Source organism: Aquirufa sp. A-Brett2-W8 (assembly GCF_054558755.1).
In genome coordinates, this window is sequence record NZ_JBPXKS010000005.1 from 112,101 (window position 1) to 131,819 (window position 19,719).

Annotated in this window: 17 protein-coding genes and 1 tRNA gene; 13 read left to right on the top strand and 5 right to left on the bottom strand. The window is 41.3% G+C overall.

Annotated features, from left to right (window positions below):
- Positions 1-123: 123 nt before the first annotated feature.
- The 5 genes from ACST13_RS05610 to ACST13_RS05630 are packed head-to-tail and all read left to right on the top strand — an operon-like array spanning position 124 to position 4,681.
- Positions 124-969 carry a hypothetical protein gene (locus ACST13_RS05610; RefSeq protein WP_459522236.1) on the top strand — a complete coding sequence of 282 codons (846 nt, stop codon included), beginning with the start codon at positions 124-126 and terminating at the stop codon, positions 967-969.
- Positions 970-1,005: 36 nt separating this feature from the next.
- The gene (locus ACST13_RS05615; RefSeq protein ID WP_459522237.1) at positions 1,006-1,734 is read left to right on the top strand and encodes a transporter; all 729 of its coding nucleotides are present in this window, start codon (positions 1,006-1,008) and stop codon (positions 1,732-1,734) included.
- Between the two features lie 40 nt (positions 1,735-1,774).
- Positions 1,775-3,148 carry a BatD family protein gene (locus tag ACST13_RS05620; protein WP_459522238.1) on the top strand — a complete coding sequence of 458 codons (1,374 nt, stop codon included), beginning with the start codon at positions 1,775-1,777 and terminating at the stop codon, positions 3,146-3,148.
- Between the two features lie 4 nt (positions 3,149-3,152).
- On the top strand, positions 3,153-4,244 hold the full coding sequence (gene aroC / locus ACST13_RS05625; RefSeq protein WP_459522239.1) for a chorismate synthase: 1,092 nt from the start codon (positions 3,153-3,155) through the stop codon (positions 4,242-4,244).
- A complete protein-coding gene (locus tag ACST13_RS05630) occupies positions 4,241-4,681 on the top strand; it encodes a nucleoside deaminase (RefSeq protein WP_459522240.1) in 441 nt (146 codons plus the stop codon). The genes aroC and ACST13_RS05630 overlap by 4 nt, the downstream gene beginning before the upstream one ends.
- 28 nt (positions 4,682-4,709) lie before the next feature.
- Here ACST13_RS05630 and ACST13_RS05635 read toward each other — a convergent pair whose 3' ends face one another.
- The 3 genes from ACST13_RS05635 to ACST13_RS05645 form a co-directional block, all read right to left on the bottom strand.
- Positions 4,710-5,135 (bottom strand): cysteine peptidase family C39 domain-containing protein, encoded by a 426-nt coding sequence (locus tag ACST13_RS05635; RefSeq protein ID WP_459522241.1) that lies wholly within the window; start codon positions 5,133-5,135, stop codon positions 4,710-4,712.
- A gap of 47 nt (positions 5,136-5,182) precedes the next feature.
- Positions 5,183-6,109, bottom strand: coding sequence for a hypothetical protein (locus tag ACST13_RS05640; RefSeq protein ID WP_459522242.1), 927 nt, complete (start codon positions 6,107-6,109; stop codon positions 5,183-5,185).
- Positions 6,110-6,174: 65 nt separating this feature from the next.
- Positions 6,175-6,309 (bottom strand): hypothetical protein, encoded by a 135-nt coding sequence (locus ACST13_RS05645; protein ID WP_459522243.1) that lies wholly within the window; start codon positions 6,307-6,309, stop codon positions 6,175-6,177.
- Positions 6,310-6,854: 545 nt separating this feature from the next.
- Here ACST13_RS05645 and ACST13_RS05650 point away from each other — a divergent pair.
- The 4 genes from ACST13_RS05650 (at position 6,855) to ACST13_RS05665 (ending at position 9,255) form a co-directional block, all read left to right on the top strand.
- Positions 6,855-7,466: a superoxide dismutase gene (locus ACST13_RS05650; RefSeq protein WP_459522244.1), complete on the top strand. Its 612-nt coding sequence runs from the start codon at positions 6,855-6,857 to the stop codon at positions 7,464-7,466.
- Between the two features lie 91 nt (positions 7,467-7,557).
- Positions 7,558-7,631, top strand: a tRNA-His gene (locus tag ACST13_RS05655).
- Positions 7,632-7,702: 71 nt separating this feature from the next.
- Positions 7,703-8,341, top strand: coding sequence for a carotenoid biosynthesis protein (locus ACST13_RS05660; protein ID WP_459522245.1), 639 nt, complete (start codon positions 7,703-7,705; stop codon positions 8,339-8,341).
- A gap of 32 nt (positions 8,342-8,373) precedes the next feature.
- The gene (locus ACST13_RS05665; RefSeq protein WP_459522246.1) at positions 8,374-9,255 is read left to right on the top strand and encodes a MerR family transcriptional regulator; all 882 of its coding nucleotides are present in this window, start codon (positions 8,374-8,376) and stop codon (positions 9,253-9,255) included.
- Here ACST13_RS05665 and ACST13_RS05670 read toward each other — a convergent pair.
- Both ACST13_RS05670 and ACST13_RS05675 read right to left on the bottom strand, forming a co-directional pair.
- Complete coding sequence (locus tag ACST13_RS05670) at positions 9,252-10,316, bottom strand: mannose-1-phosphate guanylyltransferase (protein ID WP_459522247.1); 1,065 nt, start codon at positions 10,314-10,316, stop codon at positions 9,252-9,254. The genes ACST13_RS05665 and ACST13_RS05670 overlap by 4 nt on opposite strands.
- Positions 10,317-10,320: 4 nt before the next feature.
- A complete protein-coding gene (locus tag ACST13_RS05675) occupies positions 10,321-11,352 on the bottom strand; it encodes a DUF3089 domain-containing protein (RefSeq protein WP_459522248.1) in 1,032 nt (343 codons plus the stop codon).
- A 199-nt stretch (positions 11,353-11,551) separates the two neighbouring features.
- Here ACST13_RS05675 and ACST13_RS05680 point away from each other — a divergent pair, with 199 nt between their 5' ends.
- The 4 genes from ACST13_RS05680 to ACST13_RS05695 all read left to right on the top strand — a co-directional run bounded on the left by ACST13_RS05680 (position 11,552) and on the right by ACST13_RS05695 (position 19,718).
- Entirely contained in the window at positions 11,552-14,458 is a 2,907-nt protein-coding gene (locus tag ACST13_RS05680) for a TonB-dependent receptor (RefSeq protein WP_459522249.1), read from the top strand.
- An 83-nt stretch (positions 14,459-14,541) separates the two neighbouring features.
- Complete coding sequence (uvrA, locus tag ACST13_RS05685) at positions 14,542-17,376, top strand: excinuclease ABC subunit UvrA (protein ID WP_459522250.1); 2,835 nt, start codon at positions 14,542-14,544, stop codon at positions 17,374-17,376.
- Between the two features lie 35 nt (positions 17,377-17,411).
- On the top strand, positions 17,412-18,725 hold the full coding sequence (locus tag ACST13_RS05690) for a 4Fe-4S dicluster domain-containing protein (RefSeq protein ID WP_459522251.1): 1,314 nt from the start codon (positions 17,412-17,414) through the stop codon (positions 18,723-18,725).
- Between the two features lie 3 nt (positions 18,726-18,728).
- Positions 18,729-19,718: an alpha/beta hydrolase gene (locus ACST13_RS05695; RefSeq protein ID WP_459522252.1), complete on the top strand. Its 990-nt coding sequence runs from the start codon at positions 18,729-18,731 to the stop codon at positions 19,716-19,718.
- Position 19,719: the final 1 nt, after the last annotated feature.

The following is a 19,719-nucleotide window of genomic DNA, read 5'->3' on the forward strand; positions in this document are numbered from 1 at the left end:
ATTTACGGCAATATGAATGAATTATAGTTATTGTTATCGGATTTTCTGATGAATATCAAGTTTTTGGTATTTAAACCAAGGAAAAAATGCTCAACTTTGTAGCTTGAATTTTAGATTCACAAAATGAAAAAAATCCTATTTTTAGTCCTTCTAAGTTTAATTAGCCTTTCGTCTTTTTCACAACAAACGAATAAAAAAGGTTCCTATTATATTACTTGGGGCTATAATCGGTCAACGTATGCAAATTCTGACATTCGTTTTGTAGGACCGGGTTATGATTTTACGTTGTTAAATGCGCAAGCCTTAGATGCACCCACTCCCTTTAGCGAATTTAAAACTTACGTGGATCCGGGATTGCTATCTATTCCGCAATTTAATTTTCATGCAGGCTATTTTATAAAAGATAATTTATCCATTAGTATCGGTTGGGATCACATGAAATATGTGGTGACAGATGGCCAAACAGTGAAAGTGAATGGTTTCGTCAATGCGCAATCCTCTTCTCCCTCCATTGCGGTGGATCCGGCCTATATCGGTACATTCAATCAAACGCCATTAATGCTAGATCCCGTTAAATTTGTTCACTTGGAACATACAGATGGCTATAATTATGCGTCGATTGAATTAGAGCATTATAATCAATTATATCAGAGCACGAAAGGGCGTTTTGCCATTGACTGGATGCAAGGTGTCGGAATCGGAGCCTTGGTTCCACGTTCGGACGTGCATGTTTTCGGAGTAGGTCAGAATAATTTTTGGAATCTAGCTGGCGGGGGCGCTTCTCTGAAGACAGGCTTGAAGTTTAATTTGTCTAAATTATTGTTCTTTGAAACGACCATTAAAACAGGGGCAACTAAATTATGGGATATTCATACGACGGGCCGTTCAGTTGATCATGCGGAGCAGGCAATCTATTTTGCTGAATTTTATGGAGCACTTGGATTTACGTTGAGAGGCTCTTCTAAATAAATTTTTAGACTAGACTAAAAATTACTATCTTCGCACATGTTTGTGCGCTTAGCCATTTTTTTATTGTTCCCCCTATTCGCCTTTGCTCAAAGTGAAGGTAGAATAGAAACGGATCGTCCTGATCAGACGGAGTGCCCATTTATTGTTAAAAAAGGGTATTTACAAGCTGAAATAGGGTTTAATCGGGCCACATCCGAAAATTTATTTCCCACCTCCTTACTAAAATATGGGGTAAGCAAACGATTCGAATTGCGTTACGTTTCTGTTTTAGCTCAAGAGCCTGGAAAGGAAACTCGTTTTCAAACAGAGGCTGTGGGATTCAAATGGGCCTTAATGGAGCCTTCCGGCTGGAAACCCAGAACCTCTGTCATCGTTCATTATAATTGGGACCACCAAAACCGTGATTTTTCAGAGAAAAATTTGAGAGGCCACTCCATTGGAGATGTGGTATTTACCCTGCAAAATGATTTAAATAAACGATTTGGAGTTGGTTATAATCTGGGAACGGAATTACATTCGAATGGCTCTTTTGAGGGAATTTATCGAGTGGCCCCTAATATGCTAATTGGTAAAAAAGGGTATGCGTATGTGGAGGTTTTTGGGCGTTTCCCCGCCTCTGAATTTGCAGATCATTCCTACGATGCAGGCTTTGCCTACTATCTGAATGAAGATATTAAATTAGATGTGTCAGCAGGACAAAGTTTTACCCGGCCCGAAGATTATTATTTTGCCTTAGGCATATCTTTTCGATTGCGAATTTTCTGATTATGAGGTCAATGACTGCAGGATTTCTTAAATTGCGGGAATGAGACAGATTATCATCTTCATTTTATTGTTTTCTCTTGCTGCAATTGAGCTAAAGGCCCAGGCAACTTTGCTCATGGGGGAGAAAGCAATGACGCAGGATACTAATTTTTCATTGTCATTTGTGATTAAATCCGCGAATGCAAGCGTCGAAACACCGAACTATAAATTTCCGGAATTACCTGGGCTAAGAAAGTTAGGGGTGTCGAGGTCTAAGGCCACCGACATTCAAAATGGGGAACCAGTTTATTCCTTTACTTATTCTCAATATTATCAGGCCCCCATGCCGGGAACTTTATTAATTCCCCCAGCGGAAGTAATTGTTAATCAACAATCCTTGAAAATGGAAGGCTTTGCTTTAATTATAAGTCCATCTGAACAAAAGGAAGAGGTAGTAGAAGAAAATAAGGCACAAATTGAGGATCTTTTTAAGGGCCAAAACTCCGTTTTTCTTGCCGTTACGTCCACGCAATTCCAACCTTTTGTGGGTCAAGGATTTACCTTGAAATTTTCCTTATTTATCCCCGATGATAATGTAACCCGCTTCAGTTTCGATCGAAATGATGTCCAGATTCCTGCTTTGATTCAGAAAATCAAACCTAAAAATTGTTGGGAGGAGAGTTTTGGTTTGCAAGAAGTGAAAGTGTCTAAGGTCGTATATAAGAATAAGAAATATACCGAGTACCGCTTTTTTCAATCCACCTTTTTTGCTTTAGATGCAAAGCAAATAGTTATTCCTGCATTGAGTTTAGCCTTATTAAAGAATGCAGAAAAGGTCATCTTTAGCTCTAAACCGTTTGTTATCAGTCTTAAAGAATTACCTAATCACCCATTGAAAGGAAAAGTTCCGGTAGGGGATTTTCGCTTAGAAGAATCCTTGTCTAAAAATCAGGTTCAAACAGGGGATTCCGTTTTATATGTATCTAGCGTTGTGGGAGATGGGAATAGTATTCTTTGGGATTCGAAATTAATGGAGTCGGATTACTTCCTTAACTTCATTTCTTTAGGGACCCAAAGCTCGGTTTATCCCTACGGCGATAAAATGTTAGGGAATAAAACAGAGAAAATACTAATTATTCCATCTCAACCGGGTAAATTTGCATTGAAATCCTATTTTAATTGGATCTTCTTTAATACGCGAACGGCGACCTACGATACCTTGCGTTCGGAGGCAAATTTAGCGGTTAGCGGTCAGCCATCTGATCGTTTACTTAACACGCAGTCGGAGACGATGTTGTTGTATCGGGGAGTGGAAAAACTTCTTTCTGATAAAATGGAAGCGTATCATTGGAAGGATTGGAGATTCATTTTGAATGTTCTGTTAGGATTGATTTTAGTCTGGCTTGTCTTTTTAATGACGAAGGCCAAAAAATAATATTATGGGCAGTATCTACGGTAAAATATTTCAAATTAGCACGTTCGGCGAGTCACATGGCGCTGCTGTGGGTGTCGTGGTAACGGGTTGTCCTGCTGGGGTAAATTTCGATTTGGATTTTATTCAGTCGGAATTAGATCGCCGCAAGCCGGGTCAATCGCGTATTACGACGCAACGCAAGGAAGCAGATTCAGTGGAAGTGGTTTCGGGTGTTTTTGAAGCAAAAACTACGGGAACACCGATAGCTATGTTAGTTTGGAATGGTGACCAACGCTCGAAGGACTATTCGCACATTGCGGATCAATTCCGTCCCTCGCATGCAGATTATACGTACCAGGAAAAATACGGCGTTCGCGATTACCTCGGAGGTGGCCGTAGCTCGGCGAGAGAAACGGTGGCGCGAGTGGCTGCTGGGGCTTTGGCCAAATTAGTATTACAGCAATTAGGCGTCAAAATCACTGCCTACGTCTCTCAAGTAGGAACGTTGAAATTAACGACCCCCGTCGAGCAATTGGATTTAGCAGTAGCCGAAACTAATGCGGTACGTTGCCCAGACGCGAAATTAGCGGCAGAAATGTTTACTTATATCGATGAAATCCGCAAGCAAGGCGACTCCGTAGGTGGAGTAGTATCCGCTTATATTACGGGATGTCCGATCGGTTTAGGTGAACCAGTTTTCGATAAATTACATGCCGAATTAGGCAAAGCGATGTTAAGCATCAATGCAGTAAAGGGCTTTGAATATGGTTCAGGTTTTGACGGCGTTGAATTACGCGGTTCGCAGCATAACGATATTATTGTGAAGGATGAGGCAGGCAAAGTAAGTACTTTGACGAATCATTCAGGAGGAATTCAAGGCGGTATTTCCAATGGGGAGCCTATTTATTTCCGTGTCGGATTCAAGCCGGTAGCTACAATTATGCAGGATCAGGATAGTTTGAACGAATCAGGCGAAAAAATTGTTGTTTCGGGCAAGGGCCGTCACGATCCTTGTGTCGTGCCGCGCGCGGTTCCTATTGTGGAGGCGATGTCTGCGATTGTCTTATTGGATTTCTATTTGCGTAATCGCTTGACTAAACTATCAGACGTTATATGATTCCAAACGAGGATGAATATTATATGAGCTTAGCGCTGAAACAGGCGGAAAGGGCTTTAGATGAGGAAGAAATTCCGGTAGGCGCCGTGGTTGTTTGCCAAGGAAAGATTGTGGCAAAGGCCTATAATCAAACAGAGATTTTGACGGATGTAACAGCACATGCTGAAATGATCGCGATCACCTCCGCCGCCCAAACCATCGGAGCTAAGTATTTAAAAGATTGCACACTTTACGTGACGTTAGAACCTTGCCTGATGTGTGCAGGAGCTATTTATTGGTCACAACTAGGGCGATTAGTGTACGGTGCTTCGGAAGAGAAGCGCGGTTTTGAGCAACTAGGAAAAGGAATTTTACACCCGAAAACAGAGATTGTTAGCGGGGTTTTGGCAAACGAATCTGAACAACTATTACGGGAGTTCTTTTCGATGCGACGCTAGACTTAAATGGTAAATGGTGAATAATTTGCTATTCAAATCCGAATTTTATAAAATTTTGATGGGGCACTAGTAACAATACAGCTCTTGATTTCCAGACGGATAACAGTTGATTTTCATCCCAATTTTCGAAGCCTTTTACCGGATCAAAAATGGTAAAGGAATTCTCGCTCGGTGGTTCGCAGCAAATAATAAAGTGATTTTGCATTTTACAGTTGATGATATGAAGAATGCAAGGGAATGTGGCCTCTTTTTTGAAATCAATTAGCTCTTCTGCCAAGAATGCCTCAGCTTCCAATCCCATCTGATTTGCAGCTTCCTTCAAGCCTTTTAAGCTAGTTCCATTCTTATTCGTACTACTCCAAATCTGAAGTGCATCATAATCGCAATCGCCTTTGTAAAAACGAATAATTGACAAAAGACAAGCAACTCCACAATCAGATTCACCTCGTTGCATTACAAAGGCTTTGTATTGGTTTCTTGCAGAATTCACCTGTTTTAATCTTAAGGAGATGGATGGCTAATAGTATATAAATTGTACTTAACAGAATCATAGTCTGTTTTCGAATGTAAAGAATTATCAAAATGTGCAATTGACTGAAATTTCCCTAATTCTTTTGTCTGGCCTAAATCTATTTGTTGCCATTCTGTTCTAAAATCAATGGACTTCAATAGGTAGAACCGTTTGTTTTTGCTAAAAAGTAACTGGAAGTGTTCATTATTGATTTGATATTTGTCGAATGCTTTGAAATTTTTAATCAAACTAACAGTTGTGTTTTTTTTACTTTTCACCAGATGAATATCAATACTTTCAAAGGCTAAATCGCGTTTATTGATTTTTAGTGTTCCAAAATAGTAAAACCTCTTAGCGTCTTCAGATACTAGTTCTTCTAAGTTTTTCAAATTACTGATTTGTTTTTGAGATGTGAAATGAGGGTCCTTAGGATAGAAAACTAGTTCAACAATTTCATCATTCTCCTTGATTGCTTTGAATTGATATCCATTTGATTTAATGATGGATTTAATTTCTTTCAATTCAAGTTTATTTAGAAAACCCATCGGATATAGTGTGAGATTCTCCTCTTTAGATTCCTGCTTATTTTGTAGAAATTTATTTTGCTGGGCTAGTAAAATATAATTCAGATTTTGGTAATCTTTAAAATTCACTAAAATTTGTCCCCTTAATTCAAATTGTGATTTCTCATTTCTAGTTAAAACAGAGAAACCAGTAAATTCTTGAGAGAAATCGTGGGATGTTATCCGGATAAAATTAGTGTAGCATTCTTTCACTAATTTCGAATACCCGAGTCTTTTCCCTTTAACAATAACTTCTGGCAAACTATCTGTTTGAATAGTTTTTGCTTGAGCGGAATTTTCATGCGATAGGCATAAGAAAAGAAAGCTAAATATAATAAGATGGTTTTTTTTCATATTGGTTGGATAAATGCCCCCTTCCTTATGCGACAAAGGAAGGGGGTGGTGAAACTTATTTGGATTTATTCAAACCACCAATGCCACTTATCCCCTTTTCGATTCCCTACGTGTTCCAAGATTTCCCAGCCAAAAATCTTTAGCGTAAAATCCCATCCCCCTATGAGATGAGCGCATTCTTTTTCTGTTAACTTTTTCATGTGGTTAGTTTTAGTTTTGACTTACAAAATGGTAAGTTGTTCCAAATGTAAATGGATCCACTGAACTAGAAATTCAGTGATTATTTGCTGGTTTGCACGGATCTATGGAAACCCATTTTCAGACACCCTTTTTCTAGATATACATAGCTCCTCTGCTTTGTATCATAAATGATGGGAATATGTAAGTCGTGTACAAGTTCGTCTCGTAAATTGTACCATGCCCTTTCCGTTATTTGAAGCTTTTTAGCTAGCTCTTTAGGCGTTCCTGTAGCTTGTAAGGCAAGCAAACTGTCTAGGTAATGTAGGCGTTGTTGAATTTTCCAAAGCATAATTAAATTTATTTTAGTTGTTAATAGGATACGAAATTGTTAGAATAACTCACCATTATTTCAGTTTTATAACTAACTTCGAGTTCCAATTTAAACCCAATTTTAATCAGTAAACTGATAAAATGATGACTGGTAAATTTTGGCATCATCCACCATTTACCATTCACCATTCACCATTTACCATTCATTTACCATTCACAATAAATAAACAAACACATGGCCTTTACATTAGCCCCATTACCTTATGCAAACAATGCGCTAGAGCCGCATTTCGATGCATTAACCATGGAAATCCACCATGACCGTCACCACAATGCGTATGTGACGAATTTGAACGCAGCTGTGGCTGGAACGGAATTAGAAGGAAAATCTTTAGAGGATTTATTCGCTTCGATTTCAAAATTATCGCCAGCAGTTCGTAATAACGGTGGTGGACATTTTAACCACGATTTGTTTTGGAATATCTTGTCGCCAACTGCCGGCGGTGCTCCAGTAGGAACGTTAGCGAAAGCGATTGATGCTAAATTCGGTTCTTTTGATGCCTTCAAAGAAGAATTCAAAAAAGCGGGTTTAACACGTTTCGGTTCAGGATGGGCTTGGTTAGTAGCTCAAAAAGACGGTTCAGTTGCGGTTTCTAGCACGGCTAACCAGGATAATCCATTGATGGATGTAGCGGACGTGAAAGGATTCCCAGTGATCGGATTAGATGTTTGGGAGCACGCGTATTATTTGAAATTCCAAAACAAGCGCCCAGATTATATCGACGCATTTTGGAGTGTGGTTGATTGGAATAAGGCGGAAGCGCGTTACCAAGCAGCTCAAAAATAAATTAGGAAAACGGGAGGATGAAAATTCTCCCGTTTTTTTCGGCTTTCTTTTGCAATATTGGAAGCTTTGCGTATTTTTGCAGTCCCAAATGGCGGTTGTAGCTCACTCGGTTAGAGCACTGGTTTGTGGTACCAGGGGTAGTGGGTTCGAATCCCATCATCCGCCCTAAATGCCTCAGTAGAAATACTGGGGCATTTTTTGTTAATTTTCTTTACATTTGTTTAGAAAACAATCGTATGAACCCTGTATTTCTAAAACGTTTTTTGATTGTCTTATATGCTGCCGGCTTAATCGGGATGCATTTGCCAGCAACTGCGGCACTTTTTACCTCTTTAGTACCTCTAACACTTTGGTTTACGGCCTTTATCTGTGTGGTATATTTCCCTAAACCTTCGTTGCAAGCCTATGTTTTTTTAGGGATGGTAGCCGTGGCGGCGTGGTTTCTAGAAGTGCAAGGAGTAAGAACGGGTCTAATTTTTGGGGAATACACTTACGGGAAAACCTTAGGATTTCAGCTACTTAAAGTTCCTATTACGATTGGATTGAATTGGTTAGTGCTTTTACTGGCTACGAATGCCTTAGTGGAAGAATGGAATATTGTAGGGAAAGTAAGTAAAGCGGCGATTGGAGCTGGATTGATGACGGCCTTAGATTTCTTGATTGAGCCAGTGGCGGTTCATTTTGATTTCTGGACTTGGGCTGGAATTCAGGTGCCTGCTCAAAATTTTGTGGCTTGGTGGATAGCTTCATTTTTATTTCATTTGGCCTACCAAAATACCCCATTTCCTGCTAAATCGAGCCTTTTTAGATTAATAGCAGCTTTACAATTCCTATTTTTCTTAGGACATTGGCTACTTCTTCAGTTCAATTTTTAAACATTTTTAAAAGCTACTGTGTTAACATGGGAATGAACGTTTACTCAATAAAGGATTTAGAGAATTTCAGTGGTATTAAGGCCCATACAATTCGTATATGGGAGCAGCGATATCATTTGCTTCATCCTGTGCGTACGGAGACGGGAATCAGGACCTATTGTGATAATGATTTAAAGCGTATTTTAAATATTGCTACGCTCCAAAATAAGGGAGGGATTAAAATCTCCAAAATTGCAGGATTAACGGAATCCGAAGTTGCGGAAAAGATTTTACAACTTTCTGGTGGCGATTTTGATTATCCGGAGCACGTTCAGGCTTTAACCGTCGCCATGATGGACCTAGATGAGTTCCGTTTTCAAGAATTGACGAAGATCATTACGGAGGCCTACGGTTTTGAGAATTATATGTTGAAGGTGATTTATCCTTTCTTAACCCGCCTAGGCACTTTGTGGCTTTCCGGTTCAGTTGGACCTGCTCAAGAGCACTTTATTACGCATTTAATTCGTCAAAAAATCATCGCTGCCATCGATTCACAAATGGCAAAATCGAAGCCGAACGCGAAAAAGTTTTTGCTATACCTTCCAGAAGGGGAGTTGCATGAAATTGGATTACTTTTTGCAAGTTATTTAATCAGAGCGAGACAACATTCCGCAGTTTATTTGGGTCAATCTTTGCCTTTTGAGGAATTGTGTTTGGCTTATGAAATACACCAACCGGATTATGTGTTCAGCGTATTTACCACGGAACCAGCTTTACCCGAGTTGCCGGAATATGCTAGAAAGTTAGATCGCTTTATGCCTAAAACAAAAATCATGTTAACCGGATATAACGTTTTGAATTCGCCAGAACCACTTCCGTCTAGAATTCACCTGATAAATGATTTCAATACCTTAATTCAGGTGATTGAATCCTAGCTAAATTTGGGGTCTAATTTAGTCGCATCTTCGACGAATTGTTTCACTTGTTGTTCCTGGTCTTTGGGACAAATCATTAATACGTTTCCATGTTCAGCCACGATATAATTCGATAAACCGTGGATCACAACTAATTTATCTTTAGGGGCTTTAATGATGCAATCGGCCGTTTCATACAGCATAACATTCGCATCCACTGCATTCTGATTACCGTCTTTCTCGTTAATTTCATGCAAGGATTTCCAAGTACCTAAATCAGACCAGCAGATGTCAGCTAAGATCACCTTTACCTCGCGCGCTTTTTCCATTATCCCATTATCCATCGAGATACTTTTGCAAACGGCATACACTTTACGAATAAAGGCAGGCTCCTGTTCTGTATAATAAAATGCCCGGCCTTCTTCAAATTGTTCCGCTAAGCGAGACAAGTGTTTCGTTAATTCATGCTTGAAAGTAGGTATAGCAAAAACGAAAATTCCAGCGTTCCAAACATAGTCCCCGCTTTCCAAAAAAGCATCTGCTAGTTCAATGTTCGGCTTCTCGGTAAAGGTTTTCACCGTTTTAGCAGTTTCATTTGATTCTTGGAATTGAATATAACCATAACCCGTGTCAGGACGAGTGGGAACGATTCCTAAAGTCACTAATACGGGTTCGCTTTTAGCCGTTTCAATAGCTTCATTAATGCGGGCTTTAAATGCCTCCTCTTTTAAAATCACATGATCTGCTGGAGCTACGATTAGTTTAGCTTTTGGGTGCTTTTTGCTGATTTTATAGGCTGCATAAGCGATACAAGGAGCGGTATTTTTGCGTTGGGGCTCTTTGAGGATCTGATCAGGGCTTAAATAAGGCAGCTGTTCTTGAACGATTCCGGCGAATTCTTCGCTGGTCACGACATAGATATTTTCTTTCGCTACAATTCCCTCGAAACGTTCTGCCGTTTGTTGCAACATCGTTTTCCCCACGCCTAAAACGTCATGGAATTGTTTGGGATACGTACTTCTGGAGATGGGCCAAAACCGAGTTCCGATTCCTCCCGCCATAATGACAAGGCAATTTGGCATAGTATTATTTTTGGCTAAGGAACGTATTTACACGTAAAACAGCGTTTTCTCTAATGTTTTGGTAATATAAATTAATATCGGCCTTATGCCAGTTTTTCAATTTGACAAAACTGCGACCGGGTACATAGGGTACATTTGTCCACAAAAGACCTAAGTGATTTTGGGCATCTGCAAATTCTTTTACGAACTTAAATCCATAGGATATACCTCCTACATTTTGCGTTTTAGAGGCAAAATTCTCGTCCGTTGACCAGGTCAAAGGATTCACCGATGCTAATTCTGTCGCAGTTCCTGGATGCCAAGGTGGTAAATAACCTTGCAAAAATGTCGTATAAGCAACAAAACAACCTGTCTGATTTGCAGATGAGCAAACCGGTATGTTGGTAAATGTATTCTTAGGCGTTGCAATACCGATGATATAAGCTGCCACCAATTGTTTGCCTAATCCTTTTCCATCAAAATATTCTTTTAAAAGTCTCGTCGCATGCACCGTTCCTTGGCTGTGACTTGCAATAATAATAGGTCTTCCTTTGTTCTCATTTGCTAAATAATAATCGAAGGCTCTTTTTACATCGGAATAGGCTAGGTTTAATGCCCCTGCTTTGTCCTCTTTAAACTCTGTGATGAAGGCATGGTAATGAGCTTGGCGGTAGCGTGGAGCATAAATTCGACCTGCCGCATTAAAGACGGTGGCTTGATTTAAAATAGTGGAGCTATCTACCACGGCATTTAAGGTTGCATCCGTCATCGAAGCATTCCATACATATTCGTTCTCCGGTTTGTAGGTAAAAATGGTAGGATGTATAAAGAAAACGTCCGCTTTAGCCTCCGCTTGTCCGTCTTTTAACGTTGATTTATGTGGAACAAGATCTGCCGCATCTTTCTTTTCAGGTAGAGCTGACCAAGAGGCTGGATCTGAATAATCCATCGCCATAGGTTGTGGAGCATCTTTCCATCTAGTGTTCAGGACATACATTTTCTGCTCGCCGGCGCACGCACTTAAGAATAATAGGGAAACAAATACGAGTGATCTCATCAGTTCAGATTATGCACAAAGCTACTAGTTTAATTAGCCTTTTTAAAATTTATTGATTGAGCGGTCGAGCTTGATGAAATTATTTTCTGAAAAATTAGCAATTTTTTGATAAGCGAATAGTGATAGAAAGTAAAATGTTCTTTATTTTTGTTTTAATTCGAGTACTCAAAACAAAATGTGTCATTAAAAAACACCCATCATGAAAAAAATTGTACAACAGATTTTACCTAGCCTTGCGCTGATTCTGTTCTTAAGTGCTTCGGCCTTCGCTCAGACTAAAATAGGCGGAAAGGTAATGGATGCAGATTCTAAGGAGCCGTTAATCGGTGTTAGTATCGGTGTTAAAGGAGCCGTAACTGGAACTATTACAGATGCGAGAGGAAATTTCTCCTTATCAACAAACAAAGCAGGTGCTTTAACTATCGTCGTAACGATGGTGGGTTATGAGCGTCAAGAAATTGCAGTAAAAGGGAACAAAACAGATTTTCAGGTTGCTTTAAAAGAGCAAGCCACTTTAGCTCAAGATGTAGTCGTTTCTGCTTCTCGTGTGGAGGAAAGTGTGATGCAATCCCCTGTTTCAGTAGAACGTATGGATATTCGCGCGATTCGTGAAACACCGGCAGCGTCTTTCTACGATGCACTACGTAATATTAAAGGAGTGGAGGTAAGTTCTCAATCCGTGTCATTCTCGTCTATCGGTATGCGTGGATTTAATAGCAACGGTAACGTACGTGTGGTTCAATTGATCGACGGTATGGATAACCAAGCACCAGGTTTGAACTTCTCAGTAGGTAACATCGTAGGTATCTCAGAATTGGATTTACAGTCGGTTGATTTATTACCAGGAGCGGCATCGGCACTATATGGCCCTAACGCGATGAACGGGATTATCTTAATGGATTCTAAATCACCTTTCTTATACCAAGGTTTATCAGCTCAAGTGAAAACGGGAGCCATGTATGCAAGTAATCGTGAAGCAAAGTATGATAGAAATCCTTCTGAGGCATTGACTCCTTATGGAGATATCTCGATTCGTTTTGCGAAAGTATTTAATAACAAAGTGGCTTTCAAAGTAAACTTTAATCAATTAACGGCTGAGGACTGGCAATCAACTGATACACGTGATCAATCATTATTGAATGGAACTGTTTTAGGGCCAGGTTCTCGTGGAACAAACTTAGCTTATAATGGAATTAGTGTTTTTGGTGATGAGACGAACGTGAATATGTTGACTTCATTGAGGCCTTTATTAGGGGTTCCTACGAATCCATTGACAGCAGGTATTAATCAAATTTCAGCGGCTACAGGTGGCTTGTTAACTCCATCGGCTATCTTAGGTTACATTGTTCCTAACGTGAACATCTCTCGTGAGGGATATGCGGAGCGTGATTTAGCATCTTACAATAATCGCAACATCAAATTCAATGCAGCCTTACACTATCGTTTTAACGATAATGTCGAGTTAATCTTGCAAGGTTCTTATGGTCAAGGTACAACGATGTATACAGGTGCTGATCGTTATTCGATCAAGAATTTCTCTATGGGACAATATAAAGCGGAATTAAAAGGATCTAACTTCTTCGTTCGTGCCTATACAACTCAAGAAAATTCAGGTGATGCGTATGCAACAGGAACTTTAGGTCAATTAGTAAATGAGGCAGCTAAGCCATCGACTGTTTGGTACCCTCAATACTTCTCCACTTTCGCAGGTTTGGCATTGACAAACTTTGGAACAGTATTACAAACTAACCTTTTACAAGGTGTAGCGCCAGCATCAGCCGTAGGCTTAGCTATTGGTAGTACACAAGCAGCATTCCCTACCTACCATGGAGCTGCTCGCGCGGCATCTGATGTAGGTCGTTTAGTGCCCGGATCAGCTGGATTTAAAGCAGCTCTAGAAGCAATTAAGGGGAAACCTTTACCGGCAGGTGCTAAGTTTACAGACAAGTCTGCTCTTTATCACTTAGAGGGTATGTATAACTTGTCAGAGAAATTAAATAACAAAATTGAATTGATCGTAGGTGCAAACTACCGTCAATATGCGCTAAACTCTGAAGGTTCATTATTCGCATTAACGGATGATGGCAAAGAATTTTCGATCAATGAATATGGTGCATATGCACAAGCTTCTAAGAAGTTATTTGCAGATCACTTGAAGATAACAGGATCGGTTCGTTATGATAAGAATGAGAACTTTGAAGGACAATTTAGCCCACGTATTTCTGGGGTATTAACTCAAGGAACGTCGAACTTCCGTGCGTCCTTACAAACAGGTTTCCGTATCCCTACCACGCAGGATCAATACATTAACTTGTTAACTCCATCTGCTCGTTTATTAGGGGGTTTAGCCGTAGTTCAAGATCGTTACAAATTATCGGGTAACTCATATACCTTAAATTCGATCTTAGCTAATCAAACGGATCCATCTAAATGGGTTGTTTATAAGTCTAAGGCTTGGAAGCCAGAGCAGGTTCAAACATTTGAATTAGGTTATAAAGGAATGATTACTCCTCAAATGTTTGTTGACTTCTATGCTTACCAATCCAACTTCACTAATTTCTCTGCTGGTCAGGTGGTAGCGCAACCTAGCACGACTTTGGCAGGAACATTAAACTACTTCTCTTTCCCATCTAACGTGGATAACGAAGTGGCGACTAATGGTTGGGGTTTAGGCATTGACTATGACTTAGGACATCGTTGGGCATTAGGAACTAACGTTTCTTATAATTCAGTGAAAGATAATGGTGGATTAGCTGATTATCAATTAGGTTTCAACACTCCGAACTACCGTACAAACGTTTCTTTAGGAAATCGTAACATCGGAAATTCAGGATGGGGCTTCAATGCGACTTGGAGATACCAAGATCAATTTGTTTGGCAATCATCTATTGTAAACCAAGTAGTCAACCAACAACAATTGTCAGTTATCCCTGCATTCACAACGTTTGATATGCAAGTGAGTAAGAAAGTATCGCAGATTAAGTCGATCATCAAAGTAGGTGGTACGAACTTAGGCGGTGTTGCTTATACAACTGGTTGGGCTAACCCATTAGTGGGTAGCATTTACTATGTAAGCATTACGTTTGACGAATGGTTGAACAAATAAGAAATATTTAAATTAGTTTGAGGCTGCCCCTTTAAGGGCAGCCTCTTTTTTTGTACCTTTGCAGATCGAACGATTCCCAAACTATGGCTTCAAAAGCGTCAGATTCTACCGGATTTACCCACATTCAAGTGTTGGGTGCGCGTGAGCATAATTTAAAGAATATTGACGTTTCCATTCCGCGCAATCAGCTCGTGGTGGTGACGGGTATTTCTGGTTCAGGGAAATCATCTTTAGCCTTTGATACGATTTATGCAGAGGGCCAAAGGCGCTACATGGAATCCTTCTCCGCCTACGCCCGCTCCTTCCTAGGAAACATGGAGCGTCCGGATGTAGACAAGATCGAAGGTCTTTCGCCGGTGATCTCCATCGAACAAAAGACCACCTCTAAAAACCCCCGCTCTACCGTAGGAACGACTACCGAAATCTATGATTTCTTGCGTCTATTGTACGCGCGTGCTGGGGAGGCCTTTTCTTACTTGTCTGGGGAGAAAATGGTGAAGCAATCTGTCGATCAAATCATCGAGACCTTATTAACGCAATTCAATAAAGGGAAAGTTGTTTTACTCGCGCCCGTAGTCAAAGGCCGGAAAGGGCATTACCGCGAATTATTCGTGCAAATCGCGAAATGGGGTTATACGAAAGTGCGTGTGGATGGGGAGATTATGGACATCGAACCGAAGATGCAGGTGGATCGATTTAAAGTCCACGATATTGAAATCGTAGTGGACCGTTTAGTGGTAGGGGAAGACGAACGTTTGCGTTTATCCCAAAGCTTGCAAACAGCCATGAACCAAGGCAAGGGACAAGTCTATGTCCTCGATGCCGCACATAAATTACATTACTTCTCCCAAACCTTAATGGATCCGGCGACGGGCTTATCTTACGATGAACCGGCCCCGAATACCTTCTCGTTTAACAGCCCTTATGGCGCTTGCCCTTGCTGCAATGGTTTGGGTGTGGTGGAAGAAATTACAGAAGATTCGGTGATTCCGGATCGTTCATTAAGCATTATCCGCGGTGCGATTGCGCCGATCGGAGAATACCGGGAGCTGTGGATATTCAAGCAGCTAGAGGTGCTCTTAAAGCCCTTCAAAGTAGGTCTTTCTACTCCCATCGCTAAGTTCCCAGCGGAGGCAGTGGAGTTAATGCTCTATGGTTCCGATGATCCGGTTGCTGTACCCTCTAAGAAATATGAAGGAACGGAGTGGAATACAAAATACGATGGTATCGTTAATTTCCTAAAACGCCAGCAGGAATCAGGTTCGGAAAAGACCCAAGACTGGTTGAAGGATTTTATGATTATTAAAAAATGTCCGGATTGCGATGGCTATCGTTTAAAGAAAGAATCCTTGCATTTCCGCATTGCAGATAAACACATTGGTCAATTAGCCCAAATGGATATCACCGAGCTGGAGATCTGGTTCTCTACCGTGGAAGCGCGGATGAGCAATCGCCAACAACAGATCGGGGTGGAAGTATTGAAAGAGATCAGAAAACGCGTAGGCTTTTTAACTCAAATCGGCTTAACCTATTTAACCCTCGATCGACCGATGAAAAGTCTGTCGGGTGGCGAAGCGCAACGGATTCGTTTAGCGACGCAGATAGGGACTCAGCTGGTCGGCGTTTTATATATTATGGACGAACCGAGTATCGGTTTGCACCAACGGGATAATGAAAAATTAATCCAGGCATTAAAGGATTTACGTGATTTAGGCAATTCGGTTTTAGTTGTGGAACATGATAAAGACATGATGCTGGCGTCGGATTATCTTTTGGATATAGGACCTGGCGCGGGTCGTCACGGAGGAAATGTCGTGGGGGCAGGAACACCGGCCGATTTTTTGAAATTAAAGACGCCTACCTCGGCTTATTTAAATGGGGCGCTCGAGATTGCGATTCCATCTGTTCGCCGAAAAGGCAATGGATTGACCATTGAATTAAAGGGCGCAACGGGTAATAATTTAAAAAATGTTTCGGTGAAATTTCCTTTAGGGACTTTGACCGTGGTGACGGGAGTTTCCGGTTCTGGTAAATCAACCTTGATTCACGATACCCTTGTATTGAAATTAAAGCAGCATTTCGATCGGACGAAGCGAGATGCGATGCCCTATAAGTCGATTGTTGGGTTGGAAAATATCGATAAAGTGATTGAGGTGGACCAAAGTCCCATCGGCCGCACCCCTCGTTCTAATCCGGCTACCTATACCAATATGTATAGTGATATTCGTACGCTCTATTGTGAATTACCGGAATCCAAGATTCGCGGATACAAAGCCGGGCGTTTTAGCTTTAACGTGAAGGGTGGTCGCTGTGAAAGCTGCGAAGGAGCGGGTCGCAAGAAGATTGAGATGGAGTTCTTACCTGATGTTTTAGTGGAATGCGAAACGTGTAAAGGAAAGCGCTTTAATCGCGAGACGTTAGAGGTTCGATTCAAAGGGAAGTCAATCTCGGATATATTAGATATGACAGTGGAGCAAGCTTTGGAATTCTTCGAAAACCAACCCCGGATCTTCCGTCGCGTGCAAACTTTATCCGAAGTAGGTTTAGGTTATATTACCTTAGGTCAACACGCGACGACCTTGTCAGGTGGCGAAGCGCAACGGGTGAAACTGGCCGAGGAATTGTCTAAAAAAGATACGGGAAAGACATTATACGTCTTAGATGAACCTACGACAGGTTTGCACTTTCAGGATGTGCGCCTATTATTAGATGTGTTGCAGAAATTAGTCGATAAAGGAAATACGATCTTAATCATCGAACACAATATGGACGTGATTAAAGTAGCTGATTACTTGATCGACATGGGTCCTGAAGGCGGAAATGCCGGAGGGCAATTGCTAGCTAGCGGAACTCCGGAGCAGATTGCTAAAGAGAAAGATAGTCACACGGGACGCTTTTTGAAAAAGGAATTATCGTAGATTTTTTTTACATTTATGTACTTTCTACATCAACGATGACTTATTTGCCTCAGATACTATTTATCGCCCTTTTAGGGGGAATGTCTTACCTGATTTTTCAGCGTTTTTCTCTTATTATTCAAACGATTCGGTTAGCTCGTCCGGTGGAATTATCGGACCAACCTTCTGAACGATTTAAACGAATGGCTTTATTAGCTTTCGGTCAAAAGAAAATGTTCTCTAAGCCCGTCGTTGGCTTTTTTCACGTCCTGATTTACATTGGATTTGTTCTAATTAATATCGAAGTTTTGGAGATCGTATTGGATGGTATTTTAGGAACACACCGTCTTTTTGCGCCGTTTTTAGGATCTTTCTATTCCGGTTTGATGAATTTTTTCGAGCTCTTAGCTGGTGGTGTTTTTGCGGCTTGTTTATTCTTTTTCCTTCGTCGTGGCGTGTTTCATACTGCGCGACTTCAGGCTTCCAATCATAAGGAGTTAGCTGGTTTTCCCGTTAAAGATGCCTATCAGATTTTACTCATCGAGGTCATTTTAATGATGGCTTTGTGGACGATGAATGGTGCGGATGCGGTTTTGCAAACTAGAGGCGTGGAGCATTACCAGCCGGTGGGATCGTTCGTGATCTCGGGTCAATTTACTGGGCTTTTATCGACGCTTTCTACGGAGGCTCTCCAGATTTTAGAACGGGGCGCCTGGTGGTTTCACATCATTGGTATTTTGTCCTTTGCTTTATATGTGACCTACTCGAAGCATTTACACATCTTTTTTGCTTTTCCTTCCGCGTATTTTTCCAGTTTAGAGTCGTCTGCGATGATGTCCGCGATGCCCTCGGTAACGCATGAAGTGAAATTGATGTTAGGCCAGCCGGTAGAAGAACAAGCGGTAACAACCGCAAAGTTTGGTGCTAAGGATGTGATGGATTTAACCTGGAAGAATGCCTTAGATGCCTATTCCTGTACGGAATGTGGCCGTTGCACGGAGCAATGTCCAGCGAATCAAACAGGTCGAGCGCTCTCTCCACGCAAAATTATGATGGATACGAGGGATCGCTTAGAAGAGGTGGGTGGAATTTTGAAGGCGAATAAGGGGGCTTTTGTCGATGATGGAAAATCCTTATTTGATCGAATTTCAGGTGAGGAATTGCGAGCTTGTACTTCTTGTCAAGCTTGTGTAGAGGCCTGCCCGATGGAGCTTTCCCCGTTAAGTATCATCTTAGAAATGCGTCGCTTCCAGATTATGGAGCTTTCGGATGCACCAGGTGCTTGGAATGCGATGTTTGCGAATGTGGAGACGAACCAAAGTCCTTGGAAATTTAACCCTGCCGATCGTTTGAATTGGGCAAAAGAATAAGCTATGAAAAAAGTAGTAATCCTCCTGGCGGTATTAATAGCGGCCTATTTTTTAGGCCCTAAACCAGAGACACCCATGCTAACGCCTAGCGCCAGCTGGACGGACATTCCGGATTCTTCCCGTGCGATTGACGCTTACATTGCTGCTAAAGAATCGAAGACGGTTTTGAAGCCAGGGAATGAGGCGCGCATCATTTGGGCAGATTCAGCTCAACCTAAAAAGACCAAAATCGTCTTTATGTATGTGCACGGTTTCTCTGCATCGCCGATGGAAGGTGATCCTTTGCATCGTGAGGTGGCTCAGCATTTCGGGGCGAATCTATTATTAGCTCGCGTGGCGGGACACGGGGTGCCAGATTCCGATTCCACCTACGCGACGGTGACGGCGGATGAGTATTACCAAAGCGTTGAAAACTACTATGCTATCGCGAAGAAATTAGGCGACGAGGTGGTTGTTTTGGGGACGTCTTTCGGCGGAGCGATGTCGCTGGTTTTAGCTGCGAATCACCCAGAAATCAAGGCCTTGATGCTTTACGGGCCCTGCATTGCCATTAAAGATCCGAATGCCACCTTGCTAGATAATCCTTGGGGATTACAATTAGCACATTTGATAACAGGAAGCGATTACCGCGATATTGCGGTCATGGCTCCAGGTCATGCGGAGAATTGGAGCTTGCATTATCGCCTAGAAGGTGTGGTCGCGGTTCAAAATTTGTTAACGCACGCCATGACAAAAGAAGTCTTTGAAAAAGTAAAAATTCCTGTTTTTATGGGGTATTATTACAAAGATGAGGCGCACCAAGATGTGGTGGTTTCCGTGGATGCGATGAAAGAGATGTTTGAACAATTAGGCACGCCAGTTGGTTTGAAAAAGTCGGAGGCTTTTCCTAATTCTGGAAATCACGTGATAACGTCTAATTTATTAGGCAAATTGACAGATAAACCGATCGCGTCATCTGAGTTATTTTTACGAAATGTGGTTAAACTAAACTAAT

What these genes read in the sequence shown, in the direction of transcription:
- ACST13_RS05680 (WP_459522249.1), top strand. Translation starts at nt 11,552, where the DNA reads ATGAAAAAAATTGTACAACAGATTTTACCTAGCCTTGCGCTGATTCTG.
- uvrA (WP_459522250.1), top strand. Translation starts at nt 14,542, where the DNA reads ATGGCTTCAAAAGCGTCAGATTCTACCGGATTTACCCACATTCAAGTG.
- ACST13_RS05615 (WP_459522237.1), top strand. Translation starts at nt 1,006, where the DNA reads ATGTTTGTGCGCTTAGCCATTTTTTTATTGTTCCCCCTATTCGCCTTT.
- ACST13_RS05620 (WP_459522238.1), top strand. Translation starts at nt 1,775, where the DNA reads ATGAGACAGATTATCATCTTCATTTTATTGTTTTCTCTTGCTGCAATT.
- ACST13_RS05640 (WP_459522242.1), bottom strand. Translation starts at nt 6,109, where the DNA reads ATGAAAAAAAACCATCTTATTATATTTAGCTTTCTTTTCTTATGCCTA.
- ACST13_RS05630 (WP_459522240.1), top strand. Translation starts at nt 4,241, where the DNA reads ATGATTCCAAACGAGGATGAATATTATATGAGCTTAGCGCTGAAACAG.
- ACST13_RS05645 (WP_459522243.1), bottom strand. Translation starts at nt 6,309, where the DNA reads ATGAAAAAGTTAACAGAAAAAGAATGCGCTCATCTCATAGGGGGATGG.
- ACST13_RS05635 (WP_459522241.1), bottom strand. Translation starts at nt 5,135, where the DNA reads ATGCAACGAGGTGAATCTGATTGTGGAGTTGCTTGTCTTTTGTCAATT.
- ACST13_RS05660 (WP_459522245.1), top strand. Translation starts at nt 7,703, where the DNA reads ATGAACCCTGTATTTCTAAAACGTTTTTTGATTGTCTTATATGCTGCC.
- ACST13_RS05675 (WP_459522248.1), bottom strand. Translation starts at nt 11,352, where the DNA reads ATGAGATCACTCGTATTTGTTTCCCTATTATTCTTAAGTGCGTGCGCC.
- ACST13_RS05665 (WP_459522246.1), top strand. Translation starts at nt 8,374, where the DNA reads ATGAACGTTTACTCAATAAAGGATTTAGAGAATTTCAGTGGTATTAAG.
- aroC (WP_459522239.1), top strand. Translation starts at nt 3,153, where the DNA reads ATGGGCAGTATCTACGGTAAAATATTTCAAATTAGCACGTTCGGCGAG.
- ACST13_RS05690 (WP_459522251.1), top strand. Translation starts at nt 17,412, where the DNA reads ATGACTTATTTGCCTCAGATACTATTTATCGCCCTTTTAGGGGGAATG.
- ACST13_RS05610 (WP_459522236.1), top strand. Translation starts at nt 124, where the DNA reads ATGAAAAAAATCCTATTTTTAGTCCTTCTAAGTTTAATTAGCCTTTCG.
- ACST13_RS05695 (WP_459522252.1), top strand. Translation starts at nt 18,729, where the DNA reads ATGAAAAAAGTAGTAATCCTCCTGGCGGTATTAATAGCGGCCTATTTT.
- ACST13_RS05670 (WP_459522247.1), bottom strand. Translation starts at nt 10,316, where the DNA reads ATGCCAAATTGCCTTGTCATTATGGCGGGAGGAATCGGAACTCGGTTT.
- ACST13_RS05650 (WP_459522244.1), top strand. Translation starts at nt 6,855, where the DNA reads ATGGCCTTTACATTAGCCCCATTACCTTATGCAAACAATGCGCTAGAG.